20 protein-coding genes are annotated in these 18,060 nt (G+C 68.3%); 3 read left to right on the plus strand and 17 right to left on the minus strand.

From position 1 onward, the window contains the following. Positions 1–75 precede the first annotated feature (75 nt). From SK803_RS45590 to SK803_RS45670, 17 genes are all read right to left on the minus strand, one after another. A complete protein-coding gene (locus SK803_RS45590) occupies positions 76–633 on the minus strand; it encodes a TlpA family protein disulfide reductase (protein ID WP_319972506.1) in 558 nt (185 codons plus the stop codon). Further along, positions 630–1,259 (minus strand): histidine phosphatase family protein, encoded by a 630-nt coding sequence (locus SK803_RS45595; RefSeq protein ID WP_319972507.1) that lies wholly within the window; start codon positions 1,257–1,259, stop codon positions 630–632. Before SK803_RS45595 ends, SK803_RS45590 begins: the two co-directional genes overlap by 4 nt. Further along, on the minus strand, positions 1,256–2,551 hold the full coding sequence (gene hemL / locus SK803_RS45600) for a glutamate-1-semialdehyde 2,1-aminomutase (protein ID WP_319972508.1): 1,296 nt from the start codon (positions 2,549–2,551) through the stop codon (positions 1,256–1,258). The genes SK803_RS45595 and hemL overlap by 4 nt, the downstream gene beginning before the upstream one ends. A gap of 11 nt (positions 2,552–2,562) precedes the next feature. Then, a complete protein-coding gene (locus tag SK803_RS45605; RefSeq protein WP_319972509.1) occupies positions 2,563–2,934 on the minus strand; it encodes a hypothetical protein in 372 nt (123 codons plus the stop codon). A gap of 5 nt (positions 2,935–2,939) precedes the next feature. After that, complete coding sequence (locus SK803_RS45610) at positions 2,940–3,359, minus strand: hypothetical protein (protein ID WP_319972510.1); 420 nt, start codon at positions 3,357–3,359, stop codon at positions 2,940–2,942. Beyond that, entirely contained in the window at positions 3,359–4,105 is a 747-nt protein-coding gene (locus SK803_RS45615) for a hypothetical protein (protein WP_319972511.1), read from the minus strand. The genes SK803_RS45610 and SK803_RS45615 overlap by 1 nt, the downstream gene beginning before the upstream one ends. After that, a complete protein-coding gene (locus SK803_RS45620) occupies positions 4,102–4,500 on the minus strand; it encodes a hypothetical protein (protein ID WP_319972512.1) in 399 nt (132 codons plus the stop codon). Before SK803_RS45620 ends, SK803_RS45615 begins: the two co-directional genes overlap by 4 nt. Then, entirely contained in the window at positions 4,497–4,940 is a 444-nt protein-coding gene (locus SK803_RS45625) for a hypothetical protein (RefSeq protein ID WP_319972513.1), read from the minus strand. The genes SK803_RS45620 and SK803_RS45625 overlap by 4 nt, the downstream gene beginning before the upstream one ends. A 9-nt stretch (positions 4,941–4,949) precedes the next feature. Continuing rightward, positions 4,950–5,462 (minus strand): hypothetical protein, encoded by a 513-nt coding sequence (locus tag SK803_RS45630; RefSeq protein ID WP_319972514.1) that lies wholly within the window; start codon positions 5,460–5,462, stop codon positions 4,950–4,952. Further along, the gene (gene hemB / locus SK803_RS45635) at positions 5,447–6,421 is read right to left on the minus strand and encodes a porphobilinogen synthase (protein ID WP_319972515.1); all 975 of its coding nucleotides are present in this window, start codon (positions 6,419–6,421) and stop codon (positions 5,447–5,449) included. Before hemB ends, SK803_RS45630 begins: the two co-directional genes overlap by 16 nt. Before the next feature lie 75 nt (positions 6,422–6,496). After that, positions 6,497–8,029: a bifunctional uroporphyrinogen-III C-methyltransferase/uroporphyrinogen-III synthase gene (locus SK803_RS45640; protein WP_319972516.1), complete on the minus strand. Its 1,533-nt coding sequence runs from the start codon at positions 8,027–8,029 to the stop codon at positions 6,497–6,499. An 18-nt stretch (positions 8,030–8,047) separates the two neighbouring features. Then, a complete protein-coding gene (hemC, locus tag SK803_RS45645; RefSeq protein ID WP_319972517.1) occupies positions 8,048–8,983 on the minus strand; it encodes a hydroxymethylbilane synthase in 936 nt (311 codons plus the stop codon). Then, on the minus strand, positions 8,980–10,296 hold the full coding sequence (locus tag SK803_RS45650; RefSeq protein ID WP_319972518.1) for a glutamyl-tRNA reductase: 1,317 nt from the start codon (positions 10,294–10,296) through the stop codon (positions 8,980–8,982). The genes hemC and SK803_RS45650 overlap by 4 nt, the downstream gene beginning before the upstream one ends. Positions 10,297–10,333: 37 nt before the next feature. Further along, positions 10,334–11,089: a redox-sensing transcriptional repressor Rex gene (locus tag SK803_RS45655; protein WP_319972519.1), complete on the minus strand. Its 756-nt coding sequence runs from the start codon at positions 11,087–11,089 to the stop codon at positions 10,334–10,336. Between the two features lie 205 nt (positions 11,090–11,294). Then, positions 11,295–12,764 (minus strand): molybdopterin-dependent oxidoreductase, encoded by a 1,470-nt coding sequence (locus SK803_RS45660; RefSeq protein WP_319972520.1) that lies wholly within the window; start codon positions 12,762–12,764, stop codon positions 11,295–11,297. Between the two features lie 119 nt (positions 12,765–12,883). Then, positions 12,884–13,123, minus strand: a complete 240-nt coding sequence (locus SK803_RS45665) for a glutaredoxin family protein (RefSeq protein WP_319972521.1) — start codon at positions 13,121–13,123, stop codon at positions 12,884–12,886. 3 nt (positions 13,124–13,126) lie between these two features. After that, positions 13,127–14,602 carry an AMP-binding protein gene (locus SK803_RS45670; RefSeq protein WP_319972522.1) on the minus strand — a complete coding sequence of 492 codons (1,476 nt, stop codon included), beginning with the start codon at positions 14,600–14,602 and terminating at the stop codon, positions 13,127–13,129. Positions 14,603–14,768: 166 nt separating this feature from the next. Between SK803_RS45670 and SK803_RS45675 the strand changes: the two genes are divergently transcribed. From SK803_RS45675 to SK803_RS45685, 3 genes are read left to right on the plus strand one after another with little or no spacing between them, the layout of a single operon-like run. After that, a complete protein-coding gene (locus SK803_RS45675; protein WP_406601675.1) occupies positions 14,769–15,389 on the plus strand; it encodes a sigma-70 family RNA polymerase sigma factor in 621 nt (206 codons plus the stop codon). A 54-nt stretch (positions 15,390–15,443) separates the two neighbouring features. Then, positions 15,444–16,523 (plus strand): DUF5667 domain-containing protein, encoded by a 1,080-nt coding sequence (locus tag SK803_RS45680; RefSeq protein WP_319972523.1) that lies wholly within the window; start codon positions 15,444–15,446, stop codon positions 16,521–16,523. Positions 16,524–16,564: 41 nt separating this feature from the next. Beyond that, entirely contained in the window at positions 16,565–17,461 is an 897-nt protein-coding gene (locus SK803_RS45685; protein WP_319972524.1) for an HAD family hydrolase, read from the plus strand. The last annotated feature ends 599 nt before the right edge of the window (positions 17,462–18,060 follow it).

The following is an 18,060-nucleotide window of genomic DNA, read 5'->3' on the forward strand; positions in this document are numbered from 1 at the left end:
GTGTGGCGTGGGACAGGTCCTTGATCAGATTGGCGGGGTCCGGGGCGGAGCCCCGAAAGCCTGAAACGGGACGTCTCACTCCTTGGCGAGCTCGTCCAACACACCCTGAACATCAGAAGCCAACACCGGCACCAAGAACACCGCCGCCACCCGATGATCCTTGTCCACCACGAACGTAGACGGCACCGTATTGGCCGGAATCCCCTTGAACACGTTGACAAAACTACGAGCAGAAGCGTCATAAATGGACGGATAGGTCAACGACCGGCTACGCATGAAGTCCTGCGGATGAGACTTCGCAGTCTCCTTGACATCAACCCCAAGCACCTGCGTCCCACCATCGAACAACTTCTGCATCTCCGGCGCCTCAGTCCGGCAAGGTCCACACCAGGCCCCCCAAACATTGATCACCACCGGCTTCCCGTCAAAATCCGAAAGCCGGACGGTCTTCCCGTCCTCCATCAGGGACTCCCCTTCGAGCCCCTTCAACTCCTTGCGCTCGGCAGCGGCATACCGAATCTTGACCTGCCCCCCAGGCGCCACGAGGTAGAAGTCCCCAGCCCCGATCTGAGCCGCGTCCTTCCCCACCGTGCACCCAGAAACCAGCAACAACAGCACCAAAAGCCTTTTCATGCCCCAGTCACCCGAGGATTAGTGGCCCCAACCGGCTCAGAATAAGCAATCCGCACCAACTGCTCACCCTCAAAAATCAACGAGGTCAACGAAGCCAGCGAACACTCCCTCTTCCGAGGGTCGTGCCACATCCGCTTCCCCTCCAAGAACCGCCGCACAGTCCAAATGGGCAACTGATGCGAAACACAAACGGCTTCATGCCCCTCAGCAGCCGCCCGAGCCTTCTGCACCGCCCCCAACATCCGATGAGCGATCTCGATGTAAGGCTCGCCCCAGGAGGGCTTGAAGGGGTTGACCAACTTCCCCCAATGCTGAGGAGACCGCAACGCCCCGTCCCCAACAGCGACCTTCAACCCCTCGAACTGGTTGTCAGCCTCGATCAACCGCTCATCAGTCGCCAACTCCAACCGGTGCGAGTCGGCAATGGGAGCAGCAGTCTGCTGAGCCCGTTCCAACGGCGAGGCCACCACGTGCACGATGTCGTGGTCAGCCAGGAACTCGGCCACGGTCAACGCCTGCTTCTGCCCCCGCTCCGACAGCCGGAATCCGGGAATGCGGCCGTACAGAACGCCGGTCGGGTTGTGCACCTCGCCATGACGGAGCAGGTGGACGACGGTGCGGGTCACGAGCGGGCCTCCTTGGCGGCGCGGGCCGCGTGCGGCAGCGCGTCGGCGATCACAGCGAACTCCTCTTCACCCATGGCGGCGTTGACGAACCACGCCTCGTAGGCCGACGGCGGCGCGTACACGCCCCGTTCCAGCAAAGCGTGGAAGAACGGCGGGAAGCGCCACGTCTCAGACGCCTGCGCACCCGCGTAGTTCGTCACCTCAGCAGAACCGAAGAACACGCTCACCAGGTTCCCAGCGAACTGCACGCGGTGCTCGACACCGGCATCGGTCAGGGCCGAGGTGAACAGCGCGCCCAGGCGCGTGGCGTTGCGGTTCAGCGCCGTGTAGACCTCGTCGTCCGCGGCACGCAGCGTCGCCAGGCCCGCGGCCACCGCGACGGGGTTACCGGACAGCGTGCCCGCCTGGTAGACCGGGCCGGAGGGCGCGAGCCGGGCCATCACGTCCGCGCGGCCGCCGAACGCCGCCGCGGGGAGGCCACCGGACATGACCTTGCCGAACGTGTAGAGGTCGCCGCGCACCCGTTCCAGGCCGAACCAGCCGGCGCGCGAGACGCGGAAGCCGGTCATGACCTCGTCCATGATCAGCAGCGCGCCGTCGGCGTCGCAGATCTCGCGCAGGCCCGCGTTGAAGTCGGACGAAGGCGCGACCGCGCCCATGTTGCCCGCCGCGGCCTCGGTGATCACGCAGGCGATCTCGCCGGGGTTCTCCGCGAACGCCGCGCGCACGGCCTCGATGTCGTTGTACGGCAGCACGATCGTGTCCGCGGCCTGCGCTCCGGTGACGCCGGGCGAGGTCGGCAGCCCCAGCGTCGCGACGCCGGAGCCGGCCTGGGCCAGCAGCGCGTCGACGTGACCGTGATAGCAACCGGCGAACTTGATGATCTTGCGCCGCTCGGTGAAGCCGCGGGCGAGGCGGATCGCGCTCATCGTGGCCTCGGTGCCCGAGTTGACCAGGCGCACCTGGCGGACCGGCTCGACCCGGTCGATGATCTCGGCCGCGAGGTCGATCTCACCCTCGGTCGGCGTGCCGAACGACAGACCGGAGGCGGCGGCCTTCTGCACGGCCTCGACCACGGACGGGTGGGCGTGCCCGAGGATCATCGGGCCCCACGAGGCCACCAGGTCGACGTACCGGTTTCCGTCCGCGTCCCACAGGTGCGGGCCCTCGCCGCGCACCATGAAACGCGGGGTGCCGCCGACGGAGTGGAACGCCCGCACCGGCGAGTTGACCCCACCGGGGGTCAGCGCCGACGCGCGCTCGAACAGGGCCTGGGATCGACTCGCAGTCACGTACCCCAGTCTCACACGTCGGCTTCTGCGGCTTTCTGCGGCCGGGTGCGCACGGCCAGCACGACCTGCCGCACCGCGTCGAGGCCCAGGACCACGGCCAGCGTGATCGCTCCGGCGGCGGTGCCGAGCCAGTTGCCGTGGTACCGAGTGGAGATCAACGTCTCGCGACCCTCGATCGGGTACGCGAGCTGCACGACGCCGCGGTTCCAGCACCACACGCCGGCGATCACCAGCAGGACGATCGCGACGAACTCACCGGCGGCGATCAGCCACCGCTTGGGCTGGTGCAGGCTCGGTCCGGCCGGCGGCGCCGGGTCGGCCTCAGCCACCGGCTCGTGCTCCGGCACCGTGTCCGTCTCTGACTCGGTTGCGGCCTCTGTCACGTCGCTCAGCCTCTCACGACCCGGCGCAGGCCCGCGAGCAAGGCTTCCGGATCACGCGCCCAGCCCAGCACGACCACTCCGTCGAGCAGCCGCAACGGCACCGCGGTCGTCCCCTTCGGCACCGACCAGCCGCCGCCGAGCACCCGCGCGCCCGTCGGCGCACCGACGTCCCGGCAGGCCTCGATCATCGCGACCGGCAGCTTCTCCCGTCCGAACTGGGCTTCCTCGGCCGTCAGCACGACGCTGCCGGTCTTCACCCGGCCGTACACCCACAACACCGCGCCGAGCGTCAGCCCGAGCCCCACGATCGTCCACAGCGCCACCGACGCCGGCCCGGTGATCAGCTCGATCAGGTATCCGGCGACCGCGAACGCGGGTCCCCACAGAAGCGGCCACCAGCTGCTGCCGGACTCCCGGTACAGCACTACCGCACGTACTTGTTCGACGCCGGGAGGAACTGCAGCACCACGGCCGCGACGGTCAGCCCCATCACGACGATGCTGATCGTCACGCCCGCCTGCCACGCCGGCGCCTGCAGGCCGACCAACGTGAGCGCGACCATCACCACCAGCCCGATCATGCCGAGGATCGTGAGCAGGATGCGCGCCCAGTTGTGGCCGTTGCGCAGGACCACGGCGAACGCGATGTACGGCGCGGCGGCCACCAGCATGGCGAAGCCCGCCACCACGGCCGTGACCTGGAAGCCCAGCTCAGCCGCGCGACGGCCGTCCGCGGTGTCGGCAGCGGAGTCCTGCGCGATGAGGTAGTCCATGTTGGTGAGCATCAGCACCGGGCCCAGCGCGATGGAGAGCACTGCGGCGGCGATCCAGATCCACATCGCGGTGGTGATCGTGGACGGCCGCGCCGGTGCCATCTCCTGCGGCAGCACAGGCGCGAGCGGCGGCATCGCGAAGCCGAGGTTGTTGACCGGAGCCACCTGGTACTGGACGAACTCCGCACCGTGGTTGCCGGGCGGTGGCTGCGCGGCCGGCCACTGCGGGGTGCCGGGGTTCGCCCAGGGGTTCGGTTCCTGCGGCATCGGCTGACCCACGTGGCCGACCGCGGTCACCTCGTACGCGCCGGGCAGCGAGCCGTAGCCGGGGTCGGGCGGATACGGCGTCTGCCCCGGGACGTTGTCGGGATTCGGCGCCGGGTTCTGCGGATCGGTCACTTCTCACGCACCTCCGCCAACCACTGTGCCGTAGCCGACTGCCACGTGAAGACGATTGCGGCACAGATGAGCAGAAGCGTGACCAGGCTCGCCGGGCTGATGCCGACGATCAGCAGCCAGAGCATGTGGACGATCGACAGCAGCGACAACGCGATGCGCGCCCAGTTCCGGCGCCGCAGGAAGATCCGGGTCAGCCAGCCGTAGAGCGCGGCGAAGATCACCGCGGGGACGGTCAGGGAGATCAGGAAGACCGTGACCTCGCCTGGCGGCTTTCCACTCAGCTTCTCGATCTCACCGCGCTGGAACCACAGCCCGGCAGTGGTGAACAGCACGAACACCGCGAGCGCGAGCCACAGGCCGACCGCGATGCGCACCGGCCTCGGTGCTTCGTTCACGTCAGCTGCTCGCGCTCGGTCAGGTACTCGGACGACTGCCGGAAGTAGAACAACACCAGGCCGGAGATGGCGATCAGCGCCGTCACCACGCCGAGCGTGTTCGTGAGCAGCTGGAAGAACAGCCCGAGCAGCAACGTGATCATCAGACCGGTGCGGCTCTTCTTCAGTCCGCCGCGAACCTTGCCCGCGAACCACACCGCGAGCGCGGCGATCACGAGCGTCACCACCACCGAGACGGTCAGGATGGTGTTGACCGTCGAGGCGACCATTTCCGGCGTGATCTTCGGATCCTTGTTGGCCTGCACGCTCACGTCGATCAGCGCCTGCTTGTTCAGCAGCACGTACAACGTGGCGACCACGCCGAGCGCAGAGCCGAGGACGACGAGCCAGTAGCCCGCGTTGATCGTGCCGGGAGTGCCCGATTCCTTCGGAGACGTCACGGTCGGAACTTAGGACCGCGGGAAGGTGCTGTCCACCGTGACGCGCTTCCTGAAGTGCGCCGACTCCCGGAACATCAGCACGATCGCGGACGCGTCCAGCACCGTCGTGACGACCGTGGCACCGAGATCGACCGGCTGCATCGTCACCCCGAAGTCGGCGGCGATCCCGCTGCCCCAGGCGATCAGGCGGAACAGTCCGAACGCGACGGACGCGGCGCCGAGGACCGTGAGGACGATCCTGGCCCAGTTCCGCCCGCGCGCCATCGCGTTCGCCAGCCGCATGTACGCGACGAGGATCACGGTCGCGATCAGCAGGCCGAACAGGATCCCGCCGTTGACCCCGGCGTCGATCTGGTCCTGGCCGAGCGCGGGGTTCTGCCTGCGCGCCTCGGACACGAGCGTCTCGCGGTCGAAGAGCTGGGCGAGGAACCGCGCCATGCCGACGCCGGCGCTGGCGATCCACAGCCAGCGCGCGACGTTGATCAGCTTTGGTGGAGGTGTGGTGGTTACCGGTCGAGCCACCGCGCAGCTTCCACTGCCCAGTACGTCAGGACGATGTCCGCACCCGCACGCCGGATGGACGTGAGCGACTCGAGGATCGAGCGCTCGCGTTCGATCCAGCCGTTCGCGGCGGCGGCCTCGATCATCGCGTACTCGCCGGAGATCTGGTACGCCGCAACGGGAACGTCCGAGATCTCGGCAACGGACCGCAGCACGTCCAGGTACAGCAGCGCCGGCTTGACCATGACCATGTCCGCGCCCTCGGCGAGGTCCAGCTGCACCTCGCGGATCGCCTCACGGGCGTTCGCGGGGTCCTGCTGGTAGGTCTTGCGGTCACCGGAGAGCTGCGACTCGACGGCGTCGCGGAACGGGCCGTAGAACGCCGAGGCGTACTTGGCCGAGTAGGCGAGGATGCCGGTGTCGGACAGGCCTGCCTGGTCCAGGGCGTTGCGGATGAAGGCGATCTGGCCGTCCATCATGCCGCTGGGGCCGACGACGTGAGCACCGGCGCGCGCCTGGGCCACGGCCATCTCGCCGTAGACCTCCAGGGTCGCGTCGTTGTCCACCGCGCCGTCCGCGGAGAGCACGCCGCAGTGGCCGTGGTCGGTGAACTCGTCGAGGCAGCAGTCCGACATGAGCACGGTGCTGTCGCCCAGCTCCGCGCGCAGGTCGCCCAGCGCGGCGTTGAGGATGCCGTCCGGGTCGGTCGCGCCGGAACCGACGGCGTCGCGCTCGGCAGGCACGCCGAACAGCATGATGCCGCCGACCCCTGCCTGCACGGCCTCGACCGCGGCCTTCCGCAACGACTCACGGGTGTGTTGCAGGACGCCGGGCATGCTGCTGATCTCAGCGGGCGCGGCCAGGCCTTCCTTGACGAACATCGGCAGCACGAGCTGCCTCGGGCGCACCTCGGTCTCGCTGACCAGGCGGCGCATGGCGGGCGTCGTGCGCAGACGCCTCGGCCGGTGAAGTGGGTACACGGCGGGACTCCCTGTGGAGAGAGTCGAAGGGGCCACTCAAAGGATCTTGAGTGGCCCCGACGGCTTTTGGTTGAACTAGCTGCGGCGCAGACGCTTGGTCTTGCGCGGAGGAGGCAGCGCTCCCTCGGCGCGCAACCGGGCGGCGTGCGCGGCCAGCGCGTCGACCAGCGCTGGCACGTTCGCCTCCTCTGGCTGCACGTCGACCCGGAGGCCGAACTCCCGCGCCGTCTCGGCGGTCTGCGGGCCGATGCACGCGACGAGCGTGCGGGCGTGCGGCTTGCCCGCGATGCCGACCAGGTTCCGCACGGTCGACGACGAGGTGAAGCACACCGCGTCGAAGCCGCCGGACTTGATCATCTCGCGGGTGTCGGCGGGCGGCGGGGCCGCACGCACGGTGCGGTACGCCGTCACGTCGTCGATCTCCCAGCCACGCTCACGCAGGCCTGCGGCCAGCGTCTCGGTGGCGATGTCGGCCCGCGGCAGCAGCACGCGGTCGACCGGGTCCAGGATGTCGTCGTAGGGCGGGAAGTCGTTGAGGAGACCCTCGGACGACTGCTCACCGGACGGCACGAGCTCGGGGATGATGCCGAACGAGCGCACCTTCGCGGCCGTGGCCTCGCCGACGCAGGCGATCTTCACGCCGGAGAACGCACGGGCGTCCAGACCGAACTCGCGGAACTTCTCCCACACCGCGCGAACGGCGTTGGTCGAGGTGAAGACGACCCACTGGTAGCGGCCGTCGACCAGACCCTTGACCGAACGCTCCATCTGCGCGGGGCTGCGCGGCGGCTCGACCGAGATCGTCGGCACCTCGACGGCGATAGCACCGTGCGAGTGCAGACGCTCGGACATCGCGCCGGCCTGCTCCTTGGTCCGCGGGACCAGCACGCGCCAGCCGTAGAGCGCCCGCGACTCCCACCAGGAGAGCCTCGAACGCGCGGCGGCGGCGGCACCGACCGTGACGACGAGCGGGCCGCCCATCTCACCGGCGTCGGCCGCGACAGAGGCCAGCGTGGTGTCGATGGTGCGCTGCTGGAATCCGGTGCCTTCGGCGGTCACGGCGACCGGGGTCTGCGGCGCGAGGCCGTTCTCGACCAGGTTCGACGCGGCCTCCGCGAGGTGCGAGCCCGTCGCGTGCAGGACGAGCGTGCCGGGCGAGGCGGCGAGGCCTGCCCAGTCGCTCACCGAGCGCACGTCGACCTCGGTGTGGACGCCACCGAGCGCGACACCCGCATAGGCGGGAACCGCGGTACCGGAAGGCACACCGGGAACGACGTCGAACGGGATCGTCGACTTCGCTACGGCCTGCGCCTCCTTCACGACGGAGTCGAGGGTGAGCGGGTCACCCGCGACGAGGCGAACGACGGTCGCGCCGTTCTTCGCCTCCGCAACCAGGTCCTTGGCGACGTCGGCGGCCTCGCCGACAGCGGGGCGGACCTCGACTCCCTCGGGCACGGTCGCGAGGACGTCCGAAGGGACGTCCGGGTCGGTGACCACGAGTTCAGCCCTGGTGAGCAAGTCGTGGGCCCGGACCGTGAGCAGCCCGGTGTCGCCTGGGCCGGAGCCCACGAAGGCGATGCGTCCGGGGGTCTTGCGTGCGCGGGTCATCAGGGCACTCCCCATCGATTACGCCTCTGGGCCGCTGAGAACGGCGGCCCCGAGGTCGAGCAACTCGGCGGCCAGCGCACGGCCGAGTCCCTCAGCTTCGGTCAAGTCACCGGTGGCGGACGCACGGAGGAGATCGTTCTCCGGCGTCGCAGCGACCCCGCGCAGGGAAAGCCGATACACGACCTTCCCCTCGTCGTCGAGGTCTTCCACCACATCGGCCAGCGCGCCGACCGGCGCACTGCAGCCCGCCTCGAGTGCGGCCAGCATGGCGCGCTCTGCGGTCACAGCGGCCCGGCTGGCCGAATCGTCCAAAGTGGACTGGATCAGGTGCTCGGCGTCGACGTCGTCGACCCGGCACTCGACTGCCAACGCACCCTGCGCGGGTGCGGGAAGCATCTGGATGGGCTCCAGGTTCTCGGTGATCTCGCTCGTGCGACCGAGCCGCGCGATGCCGGCCCTGGCCAGCACCACGGCGTCGAGCTCACCGTCGCGGACCTTGCCGATCCGCGTGTCCACGTTGCCCCGCAACGGAACGATGTCCAGCCCGAGGCCCAACGCCTCCAGCTGGGCCGCACGGCGCGGGGATCCGGTGCCCACAGTGGACCCCGGCGGCAGCTCGCCGAGCGTGAGACCGTCGCGCGCCACGAGAGCGTCGCGCGGGTCCTCGCGCTGGGGCACCGCCGCGAGCACCAGACGCTTGTCCGGCGCGGTCGGGAGGTCCTTGTAGGAGTGGACGGCGACGTCGATCTCGCCGTTCGCGAGCGCGTCGCGAAGAGCCGACGTGAACACGCCGATGCCGATCTGCGCGATGGGGGCGTCGGAGAGGTCACCCGGCGTCTTGATGACGACGATCTCGACCTGTGCTCCTGCCGCCTTCAGCGCCTCGGCCACGGTCCCCGTCTGCGCGAGCGCCAGTGCGCTGCCTCGGGTACCGATCCGTAGGGTGCGGGTCACCGCGTTTCACCATCCACAGAAGCTTGCTTGGTCTGACTGACAACCCCAGGCGTCTGGGGGTCGAGCCCGAACAGTTCGCGGAGAGCCTCCGCGTAGCCGGTCCCACCAGGTGCGGAAGCGAGCTCCTTCACCCGGACGGTCGGCGTGTGCAGGAGCTTGTCTACAACGCGGCGCACCGTCTTGGCCAATTCACCGCGTGTCGCGGGGTCCAGTTCGGGAAGTCGCGAATCAAGACGGAGCAGTTCGGCGTCGACCACCTCGGCCGCCCGCTTGCGCAGGGCCGTGACGGTCGGCGTGACCTCGGCGGACCGCTGTCCGGCGAGGTAGGCCCTGACCTCGTCGCCGACCAGCTGGGCCGCCAGACGGGCGTCCTGGCCGGCGGGCGCGTCCGAGAGCCGCCGCTGGAGCGTTTCCAGGTCCACCACACGAACGTTCGGCAGCTCGGCCGCGGCCGGGTCGACGTCCTTGGGCAGGCCCAGGTCGCACACGACCAGCGGCCGCGAGCGCTTGCTGATCATGTCCGCGCGGACCACCGTGTCGACCGACCCGGTGCACGCGAAGACGATGTCCGCGAGATCGATCTCGACGGCCAGCGCGGAGAGGTCGACGGCCGTCGCGGGGACGCCCTCCGCCTTCAGCGACGTGGCGAGACGCACACCGTTGGCCTGCGTCCGGTTCGCGATGACGACCTCGCCGACGCCCGCCCTGCGCAGGTGCGCGGCGGCCAGGCCACCCATGGCACCGGCGCCGACGAGCAGCGCGCGCTTGCCGACGAGCGTGCCCAGTTCGGCCTCGGCGTCACCGAGGGCCTCGGACACGACCGACGCACCCGCGTGGTCGATCCCGGTCTCGGCGTGCACGCGCTTGCCGACGCGCAAAGCGTTCTGAGTGAGCTCGTGGACGGTCTTGCCGACGGTGCCAGCCTCGTCCGCCGCCGCGTACGCACCGCGCAGCTGGCCGAGGATCTGGGACTCGCCGACGACCATCGAGTCGAGGCCCGCGGCGACCGAGAACAGGTGTTCCACGGCAGCGGCGGCGTAATGCACGTAAAAGTTCTCGTACAGCGACTGCGGGTCGACCTGAGCGTGCTGCGCGAGCACCTCGACGACCTCGGACATGCCGCCGTGGAACGACTCGACGACGGCGTAGACCTCGACCCTGTTGCAGGTCGACAGGACCATCGCCTCGGAGACGCTGGGGGCGGCGAGCAGCTGACCGAGGACCTTGGGCAGGTTCGGCTCGGCCACGGTGACGCGTTCCAGGACCGGGACTGGGGCGGTGCGGTGCGACAGACCGACTACGAGCACACTCATGTACTCACCACGTCTGCCGGAGCCGTCTGGCTCACGCTCACGGGCGAATCACCATCCCGTCCACACCGAGTCCGTTGTTGCCGACCGAGACGCTGGCAGCCTCGTCCGCACGTCGAGCGACGTGGAACGACAGGATCTGCATCTCGACCGCCAAGTCAACCTTGCGCACCTCGACGTTGTCTGGAACTTGAAGGACAACTGGTGCAAAGTTCAGAATGCACTGGACGCCCGCAGATACCAAACGGTCGCAAACCGACTGGGCGGCGGGCGGCGGCGTCGCGATCACGCCGATCGAGACCTCGCGTTCCACGCAGACCGCGGTGATGTCGTCGATGTGGCTGACGGGAATGCCCCCAACAGGGATTCCGACGAGATCCTCGTCCACGTCGAAGAGCGCTGTGACCGGGAACCCACGGCCGGGGAACCCGCCGTAGTTGGCCAGAGCGTGACCAAGGTTACCGATGCCGACGACGGCCACGGAGTGGTTCCGGGTGAGTCCGAGGATGCGCTCGATGTGGCTCACGAGGACCTCGACGTCGTACCCGACGCCCCTCGTGCCGTACGAGCCGATGTAGCTCAGGTCCTTGCGAAGCTTGGCCGCGTTGACCCCGGCGGCCTGACTGAGCTCTTCGCTCGAAACAGCGTTGATGCCCTGGTCGGCCATGCCCGACAGCACGCGCAGGTACACGGCGAGCCTGGCCACCGCCGCCTCGGGAATCGCACGAGCGCGCTCCCTGTCGGCAGGCTCCAGAGGGGTGGTGGTCGTCTCACCTTCGCCCCGCTGTGATGCCACGCTCTCCGACCTCCGGGTGTGCTTCACCGCAGGGACCCCGCGGCGCTGGTGATGAACACACCGTACCGCTTGTGAACGCATGCACAAAGTCGGCGCTCGCCCGCCACAGCGCTGGTCACAGGGCGTGACCAGCACCGGAGCGCGACATGATCACTACGGGGTGAGCACTCGACCGATCACGACCACGACCGATCACGCGCCCCGTTCATTCGACCGTAAAAGAAATCGAATGCCACCCGGTGGCTCCATCAGGAACCGGATCCAACCTCGCTTGATCCTGGGTATAACCGCTTTTGTCCGTCGAACGGCATTCGACCGAATGGTTCCCGGGCTTGAGATCCATCTCGATCCGCCACATCCGCCACGTGCTGTCGCTGACGTCCGCCCCGAGCTCAGCCTGCTGCCAGGCCCCACCGTCGGCGCGAACCTCGACCTTCGCCACCCCCGTGGGCTGGGCCCACGCAGTACCCGCCACAACCGTCTTTCCCTGAACCTTGCTCAGCCCCTTGGGCCGATCAATCCGGGACATCGTCTTGATCGGCGCCCTGGTGGCCCACCCGCGCGGAATCCAGTACCCCTGGTCCTTGGCGAACGTGGTCACGTTCAAATCGGTGACCCACTTCGTGGCCGACACGTACCCGTACAACCCGGGCACCACCAGCCGCGCCGGAAACCCGTGCTCAGCGGGCAACGGCTCACCGTTCATCCCAATGGCGATCATCCCGCGCTCCAGCACGTAGTCCAGCGGACTACCAGCCGTGAACCCGTCGTCACTCGTGCTGAACAGCTGGTCCGCCCCGGCCTTGACCCCGGCCTCCCGCAACACGTCACCGATCTTGATGCCGACGAACTTCCCCGTACTTATGTACGGCCCACCAACCTCGTTCGAAACACACGCCAACGTGACCGTCTCCTCAACCAGGTCCCGCTGCCGAATCTCCTCGAACGTCAACACCATCGGCCGTTCGACCATCCCGTGCACTCGCAGCGCCCACTCCTCAGCCCGAATCCGAGGCACGCTCAACGCCGTGTCGATTCGATAGAAGTCTTTGCCGCTCGTCACAAAACTCGGCGTCCCGTCCTTCACGAAGTCCGCGCCGATCGGCACCTCAGGCGCCTTGACCTTGGGCGTCAGATCCCCAACAGCCTTCCGAGACCCCTCAACATCAGTCCGGTTGCCAAAAACCTGCCCCACGACACCAGCAGCCACCGCCGCCCCAGCCGTGATCAAGAACCCGCGCCGAGACTCACTGTCCTTCGTCTCCGCGTGCAGGTACCGGAACACGTAAAACCCAGCCGCCAGGCTCGCCAGCGGCGCAAGAACAGCAAGCTGCCCGACATCGGGCCTGGTGACCACCGCGACGATCCCCACCACCCCCAGCACCACCGCCACCACAGACCCCGGCGTAGCGCTGTTGCGGCTGGCCAGCCCAGCCGCCACCCCAACCCCGGCCAGCACCAGCCCCATGCAGGTGAGCAGCACGAGCTTGTCGTTCGTCCCGAACGTCGTGACCGCGAAGTCCTTCAACCAGGACGGCGTCAGATCGATCGCCGCGTTGCCCACCGCGAGGTAGGGCGAAGCACTGAGCCCCACGAAGGCAGCCACCAGATGCCCAGCCGCAAGAGCAGCGATGATCGCAAGCAGACCGGTGAGCGCGGCCTTGACGGGCTTCATACCTCTAATACGACACCCAAGTGCCCCTGGTTCGCCCGAGCCGTAAGCCCCCGGTAATCAACCCGGGGCCGCAGACGGCGAGCGTCCTCAACGCTCCACCGCCCAACGCACCCGCCGCGTCACTCCGAGAGGGCAGCCCGAAGCCGCTCCTCCTCCACCTTCCAGTACCCGTGCTCAACCCCATCGACCAAGAACACCGGCACCCGATCCCCGTACTCAGCCCGCAACTCCGGATCCGAGTCCACGTCCTCAACAGACCAAGTGGCCCCAACCTCGCCACAGATCCGCTCGATCTCCACCGCCGCCACCTCACACGCGTGGCACGAAACCCGGCTCATCAACAACACGTGGTGCGCCACAGGTCACGCCCCCAACGGCTTCCGCAACACAGCCCGCGCCAGCTTCCCAGTAGGCGAATGCGGCAACCCAGGCGCGAACTCCACCGCCGTGGGCACCTTGAACTTCGCCAACCGAGCCGCACAGTGCGCGACAACGTCCTCTTCACTCACCGACAGACCATCGCGCAACACCACGACGACCTTCACCGCCTCGCCGGTCTTCTCCGACGGCACCCCGACAGCCGCGGCCTCCAGCACAGCCGGGATCTCGCCGATGACCTGCTCAACCTCATGCGGGTACACGTTGAACCCGTTGACGATGATCAAATCCCCAGCCCGGTCCACCAGATGCAGGTCACCGTCGGCATCGATGAACCCGACGTCACCCGTCCGGAACCACCCGGACGAATCCGGCCCGTACGCACCATCCGGCCAGTACCCGCTGAACAGGTTGTCGCCCTTCGCGGACACCAGCCCGGTCCCGGGCTCGTCCTCATCGATGTCCAGAACCGACCCATCGGTGTCCACCAGCCGAATCTCCACCCCAGGCAGCGCCCGCCCGACCGAACCGGGCTTCGGCACGCCACCGACCAGCGTGGACGTCAGAACCGGCCCGGTCTCGGTCAGCCCATACCCCTCGAAGATCGGGATGCCGATCGCATCCCGCATCTCCGCGATGACCCCGGCCGGCAAAGGCGCGGCCCCGGACGTGAACAGCCGAACCGTCGCCAACTTCTCGCGCAACACCTCGACAGGGTGAGCCAGCAACGCCCGGTACATCGGCGGCACGCCCACCATCGTCGTGACCCGGTGCTCCTCGATCACGTCCAGCGCGTGGGAGGGCTCAAAGCGCTCCAACAACACAGCCGTGGCCCCAGCCCCAGCCACCTGCAGCAACCCAGGCCCAAGTCCATAAACGTGGAACAACGGCAACGCCAGCAGCACCCGGTCCCCGGCAGTCACCGGCGCGGGCCGCAGCGAAGCGCACTGCGAGACGTTCGCCAGCAGCGCCCGGTGGGACAACATCGCCCCACGAGGCACCCCGGACGTCCCGGAGGTGTACCCGAGCACAGCGAGATCCTCGCCACCGCGAACAGCCTCAAAGGGCTCACCAACAGCAGAGACGTCCGGAACGTCCAGAACCTGGGCGTCCGACCCCTCTCCGTCGCCCACGAGCAACGCGGCCCCGGAGTCGGCCAGAATCCGCTGCAACTCCCGCGGAGGATTCCCCGGCCCGGTCGGCACCACGACACCGCCCGCACGCAGGATCCCGAACACCGCGACCACGAACTCGGGCCCGGTGGGCAGCCGTACCGCCACTCGGTCGCCTGGTTCGAGTCCGGAATCGGCCAAACGGCGGGCGAAAGCATCGATCGCACCGTCGATGGTTTCCCAGGTGAGGCTCACACCGCTCGCGACGTCGACGAGTGCGACGTGGCTCGGCCCCCGCTGTGCCGAAGCACGGACCAGATCTGCGACATTGCGAGCGGAAGTCAACATGGCCTCCTCATGAACAACTGGACGCTCCGAGCAGTCTTCCACGCGTGGCCAGCGTCATGAAGCCGTGGTTCGTGCGTCTCCACTTCGCAACCCCGTCAGCTACCTACTACGGAGTAACAACACGTATGCTGCCGCCACGGCGACTCTGTGGAGGTGCCGCGAGCCGATGACCGCGCGGGCACGACCGAACACGATCAGGACCACCCGAGCCATGACGGGAGGTCAGCACGACAACGCCGGCGACGAGCCGTGGCAGCTCGTCAAGGCCGCCCAAGAGGGTGACACCGGGGCGTTTGGCGTGCTCTACGACAAATACGTCGACATGGTGTTTCGCTATGTCCTCTTCCGGGTGGGCGGCGATCGCGCGTTCGCCGAGGACGTGACGAGCGAGACGTTCCTGCGCGCGCTGCGGAGCATCGGTTCGGTCAGCTACCAGGGCCGCGACGTCGGCGCGTGGTTCGTCACGATCGCCCGCAACATCGTGTTCGACCACGTGAAGTCCAGCCGGTACCGGCTGGAGGTCACGACCGCCGAGCTCCAGGACAACCGCGAGGAGACGAGCGGCCCCGAGCAGGAAGTGATGACCGAGGCGACCAACGCGGAGCTGCTCCGGTGCGTCTCTCAGTTAGGTGACGACCAGCGCGAGTGCATCGTGCTGAGGTTCATCGAGGGCAAGTCGGTGTCCGAGGTCGCGCAGCTCATGGACCGCAACGAGGGCGCCGTGAAGGCGTTGCAACACCGGGCCGTCCGACGGCTCGCGCAGATTCTTCCGTCGTGGTTGCGGTGATCGCGATCGCAGGGGCGTAACCCAAAGCAGATCAACTTCGTTACTCGGGCTGAGATGGACGGTAAGGGAAGCACACCGCGTTGGCGGCACACAGAGCACGAGCGTTTCGCCCGTGCGGTGGAAGGCGGTCCACAGCCGGTCGGCCGCGACAACGACCTGGCCGACGACCTGGCGATCGTCGAGCTGCTCCGGAGCATGGACGTCGGCCCGGACGCCGAGACGCGTGCGCGCATGAAACAGCGCATCCTGACCGCGCCTCCACCCGAGAAACCACTGGTCCTCCCCTCGGTAAGACGCGTGGGAGCGCGAGCTCGATTAGCAGTGGCGGCCGCCGCCGTGCTCTGTCTGCTGCTGTCGCTCGCTGGCATGAGCGTGCTGCTCAGCCGTGACGCGCTCCCGGGAGACCCGCTCTACGGCATCAAGCGCACCACCGAAAGCGCCTCACTGGGCCTGACCTTCGACGACGAGTCACGCGCCCTCAAGCACCTGGAGTTCGCCGCGTCCAGGGTCACCGAGATGGAGACCCTGGCCGAACGCGCAGCCGACCCCTCGGCCCAGCTCACCGCCCTGGCCGACCTGAACACCGACGCGGTGGAAGGCGCCCGCCAGTTCACGACCTACGCCACGTCGTCCGACGAGAAGGCCCTCCCGGCCCTGCGCGACTGGGCGCTGGCCCAGTACGTGAAGCTCGGCACCCTGCGCCCCCGCCTGCCAGGCGACGCCGGCGCCCACGCCGACACCACGATGTGGCTGCTGGCGAGCATCGCCCAACGCGCCCACGACCTGGCCGCCCGCTCCGGCTGCACCGCCGTGATCAGCGGTTCCTCCGACCCACTGGGCCCGCTGCCGGCCAAGGACGAGTGCGCCACCGTCGTGCCGGACCCGAACGCGTCATCCGGCCGCAACCCGTCCTCCGCACAGCCCACACCCTCGGGCCAGCCCGACCCCTCCGGCTCGGCCACCCCGCCCGTGCAGCCCACCCAGTCGGTCCAGCCGGGCACCTCGACCCAACCCTCCGCGCAGCCGGGCACCTCCACCCCGCCGACCTCGGGCAAGCCAGGAATCACCATCCCGCTCCCACTACCTCTCCCCAGCATCTCGCTACCGCTGCTCCCCGGCATCAGCTTCGGCTGAGTCGGACGCTTTTCTCCGAACCTGATCGCTAGGCTTGTCACATGGCAGGCAACCGTGAGATGGAGAGCGACCGGCTGGCCGAGCTAGCCGGCGAGGCATCGGCAGAGGCGGCGATCAGGGCTGCCGCGGCGGCGCCCGAACTCGAAGCCTCCCTGGCGGTGCCCACCGACCTGACCGCGGCCGCCTTCTTCGACGTGGACAACACGATGATGATGGGCGCCTCGATCTTCCACTTCGCCCGCGGCCTGGCCGCGCGCAAGTACTTCTCCTCCTCCGACCTGGCAGGCTTCGTCTGGCAACAGCTGAAGTTCCGAGTAGGCGGCCGCGAAGACCCGGAATCCGTCAAAGCCAGCCGCGAACAGGCTCTCTCCTTCGTGGCAGGCCGCAGCGTCGCCGAACTCGTCTCCCTCGGCGAGGAGATCTACGACGAACTGATGGCCGACCGCATCTGGAAGGGCACCCAAGCCCTGGCCCAAATGCACCTGGACGCAGGCCAACGCGTCTGGCTGGTAACCGCCACCCCAGTAGAACTGGCCCAGATCATCGCCCGCCGCCTGGGCCTGAACGGCGCCCTGGGCACCGTCTCCGAATCGGAGAACGGCGTCTACACAGGCCGCCTGGTAGGCGACCTCCTGCACGGCAAAGCCAAAGCCCAAGCAGTCCGCTCCCTGGCCGCCAAAGAGGGCCTGGACCTCCGCCGCTGCACGGCCTACTCGGACTCGTCGAACGACGTCCCGATGCTCTCGGTAGTGGGCACCGCGGTAGCCGTGAACCCGGACTCACAACTCCGCGAAGTCTCCCGCCGCAAGGGCTGGGAAATCCGCGACTTCCGCACCGGCCGCAAGGCCGCCAAGATCGGCGTCCCTTCCGTCCTGGGCGCGGGTGCCCTGGCCGGAGCCGTGGCAGCCACCCTGGCGTACCGGCGCCGCGTCAAGTAGCAGGCACGACGTAACCGGTCGCCCGACGACACGCTGACGCAGGCGTCCCCTCCGCCACAGGATCCCCCGCGACCCAACGTACTCAGCGGGTCTGACACTCCCACGAGGTTGGCCGCACGAGGTTGGCCGCACGAGGTTGATCGCACGAGGCCGAAGGCGAGCCCACGCCGATGCCGCAGGCGAGGCGACCCGATGGCGAAGCCGAGGCGTCTTCAACGCTTGAAACGCGAGGTTCCGGTGGGGGCGGTCCCGTCACGAGTCGTGCCTCAGCTCTTGCTGCACCCGAGGAGGGATGTCAAACGGACACGCTTTTCGTCCGTTTGACATCCCTCCTCGGGTGTGGCGCGCTCTGGCCCGGCTTGTGACGGGACCTCCCCCACCGGGACCGCACCACCTACGCAACGCAACTCCGCCCAAAGCAACAGAGAGGATGTTGTGGCGGGATCGCCTGGGTCGGTCTGACCCTCAAAGCAACTGACCGTGGTGTCTTTCGCCGGATCTGTCGTCCGGCCCAGGCGGTCTCGTGTGCACGTCACCAGGCGGGCGGAAGTGACCTGATAGGAGCCTGTCGCCACAGGACCCATCTCTGTTCTGTCCGT

It is taken from the genome of Lentzea miocenica (genome assembly GCF_033949945.1).
In the GTDB taxonomy this organism is placed as follows: Bacteria; Actinomycetota; Actinomycetes; order Mycobacteriales; family Pseudonocardiaceae; genus Lentzea; species Lentzea miocenica.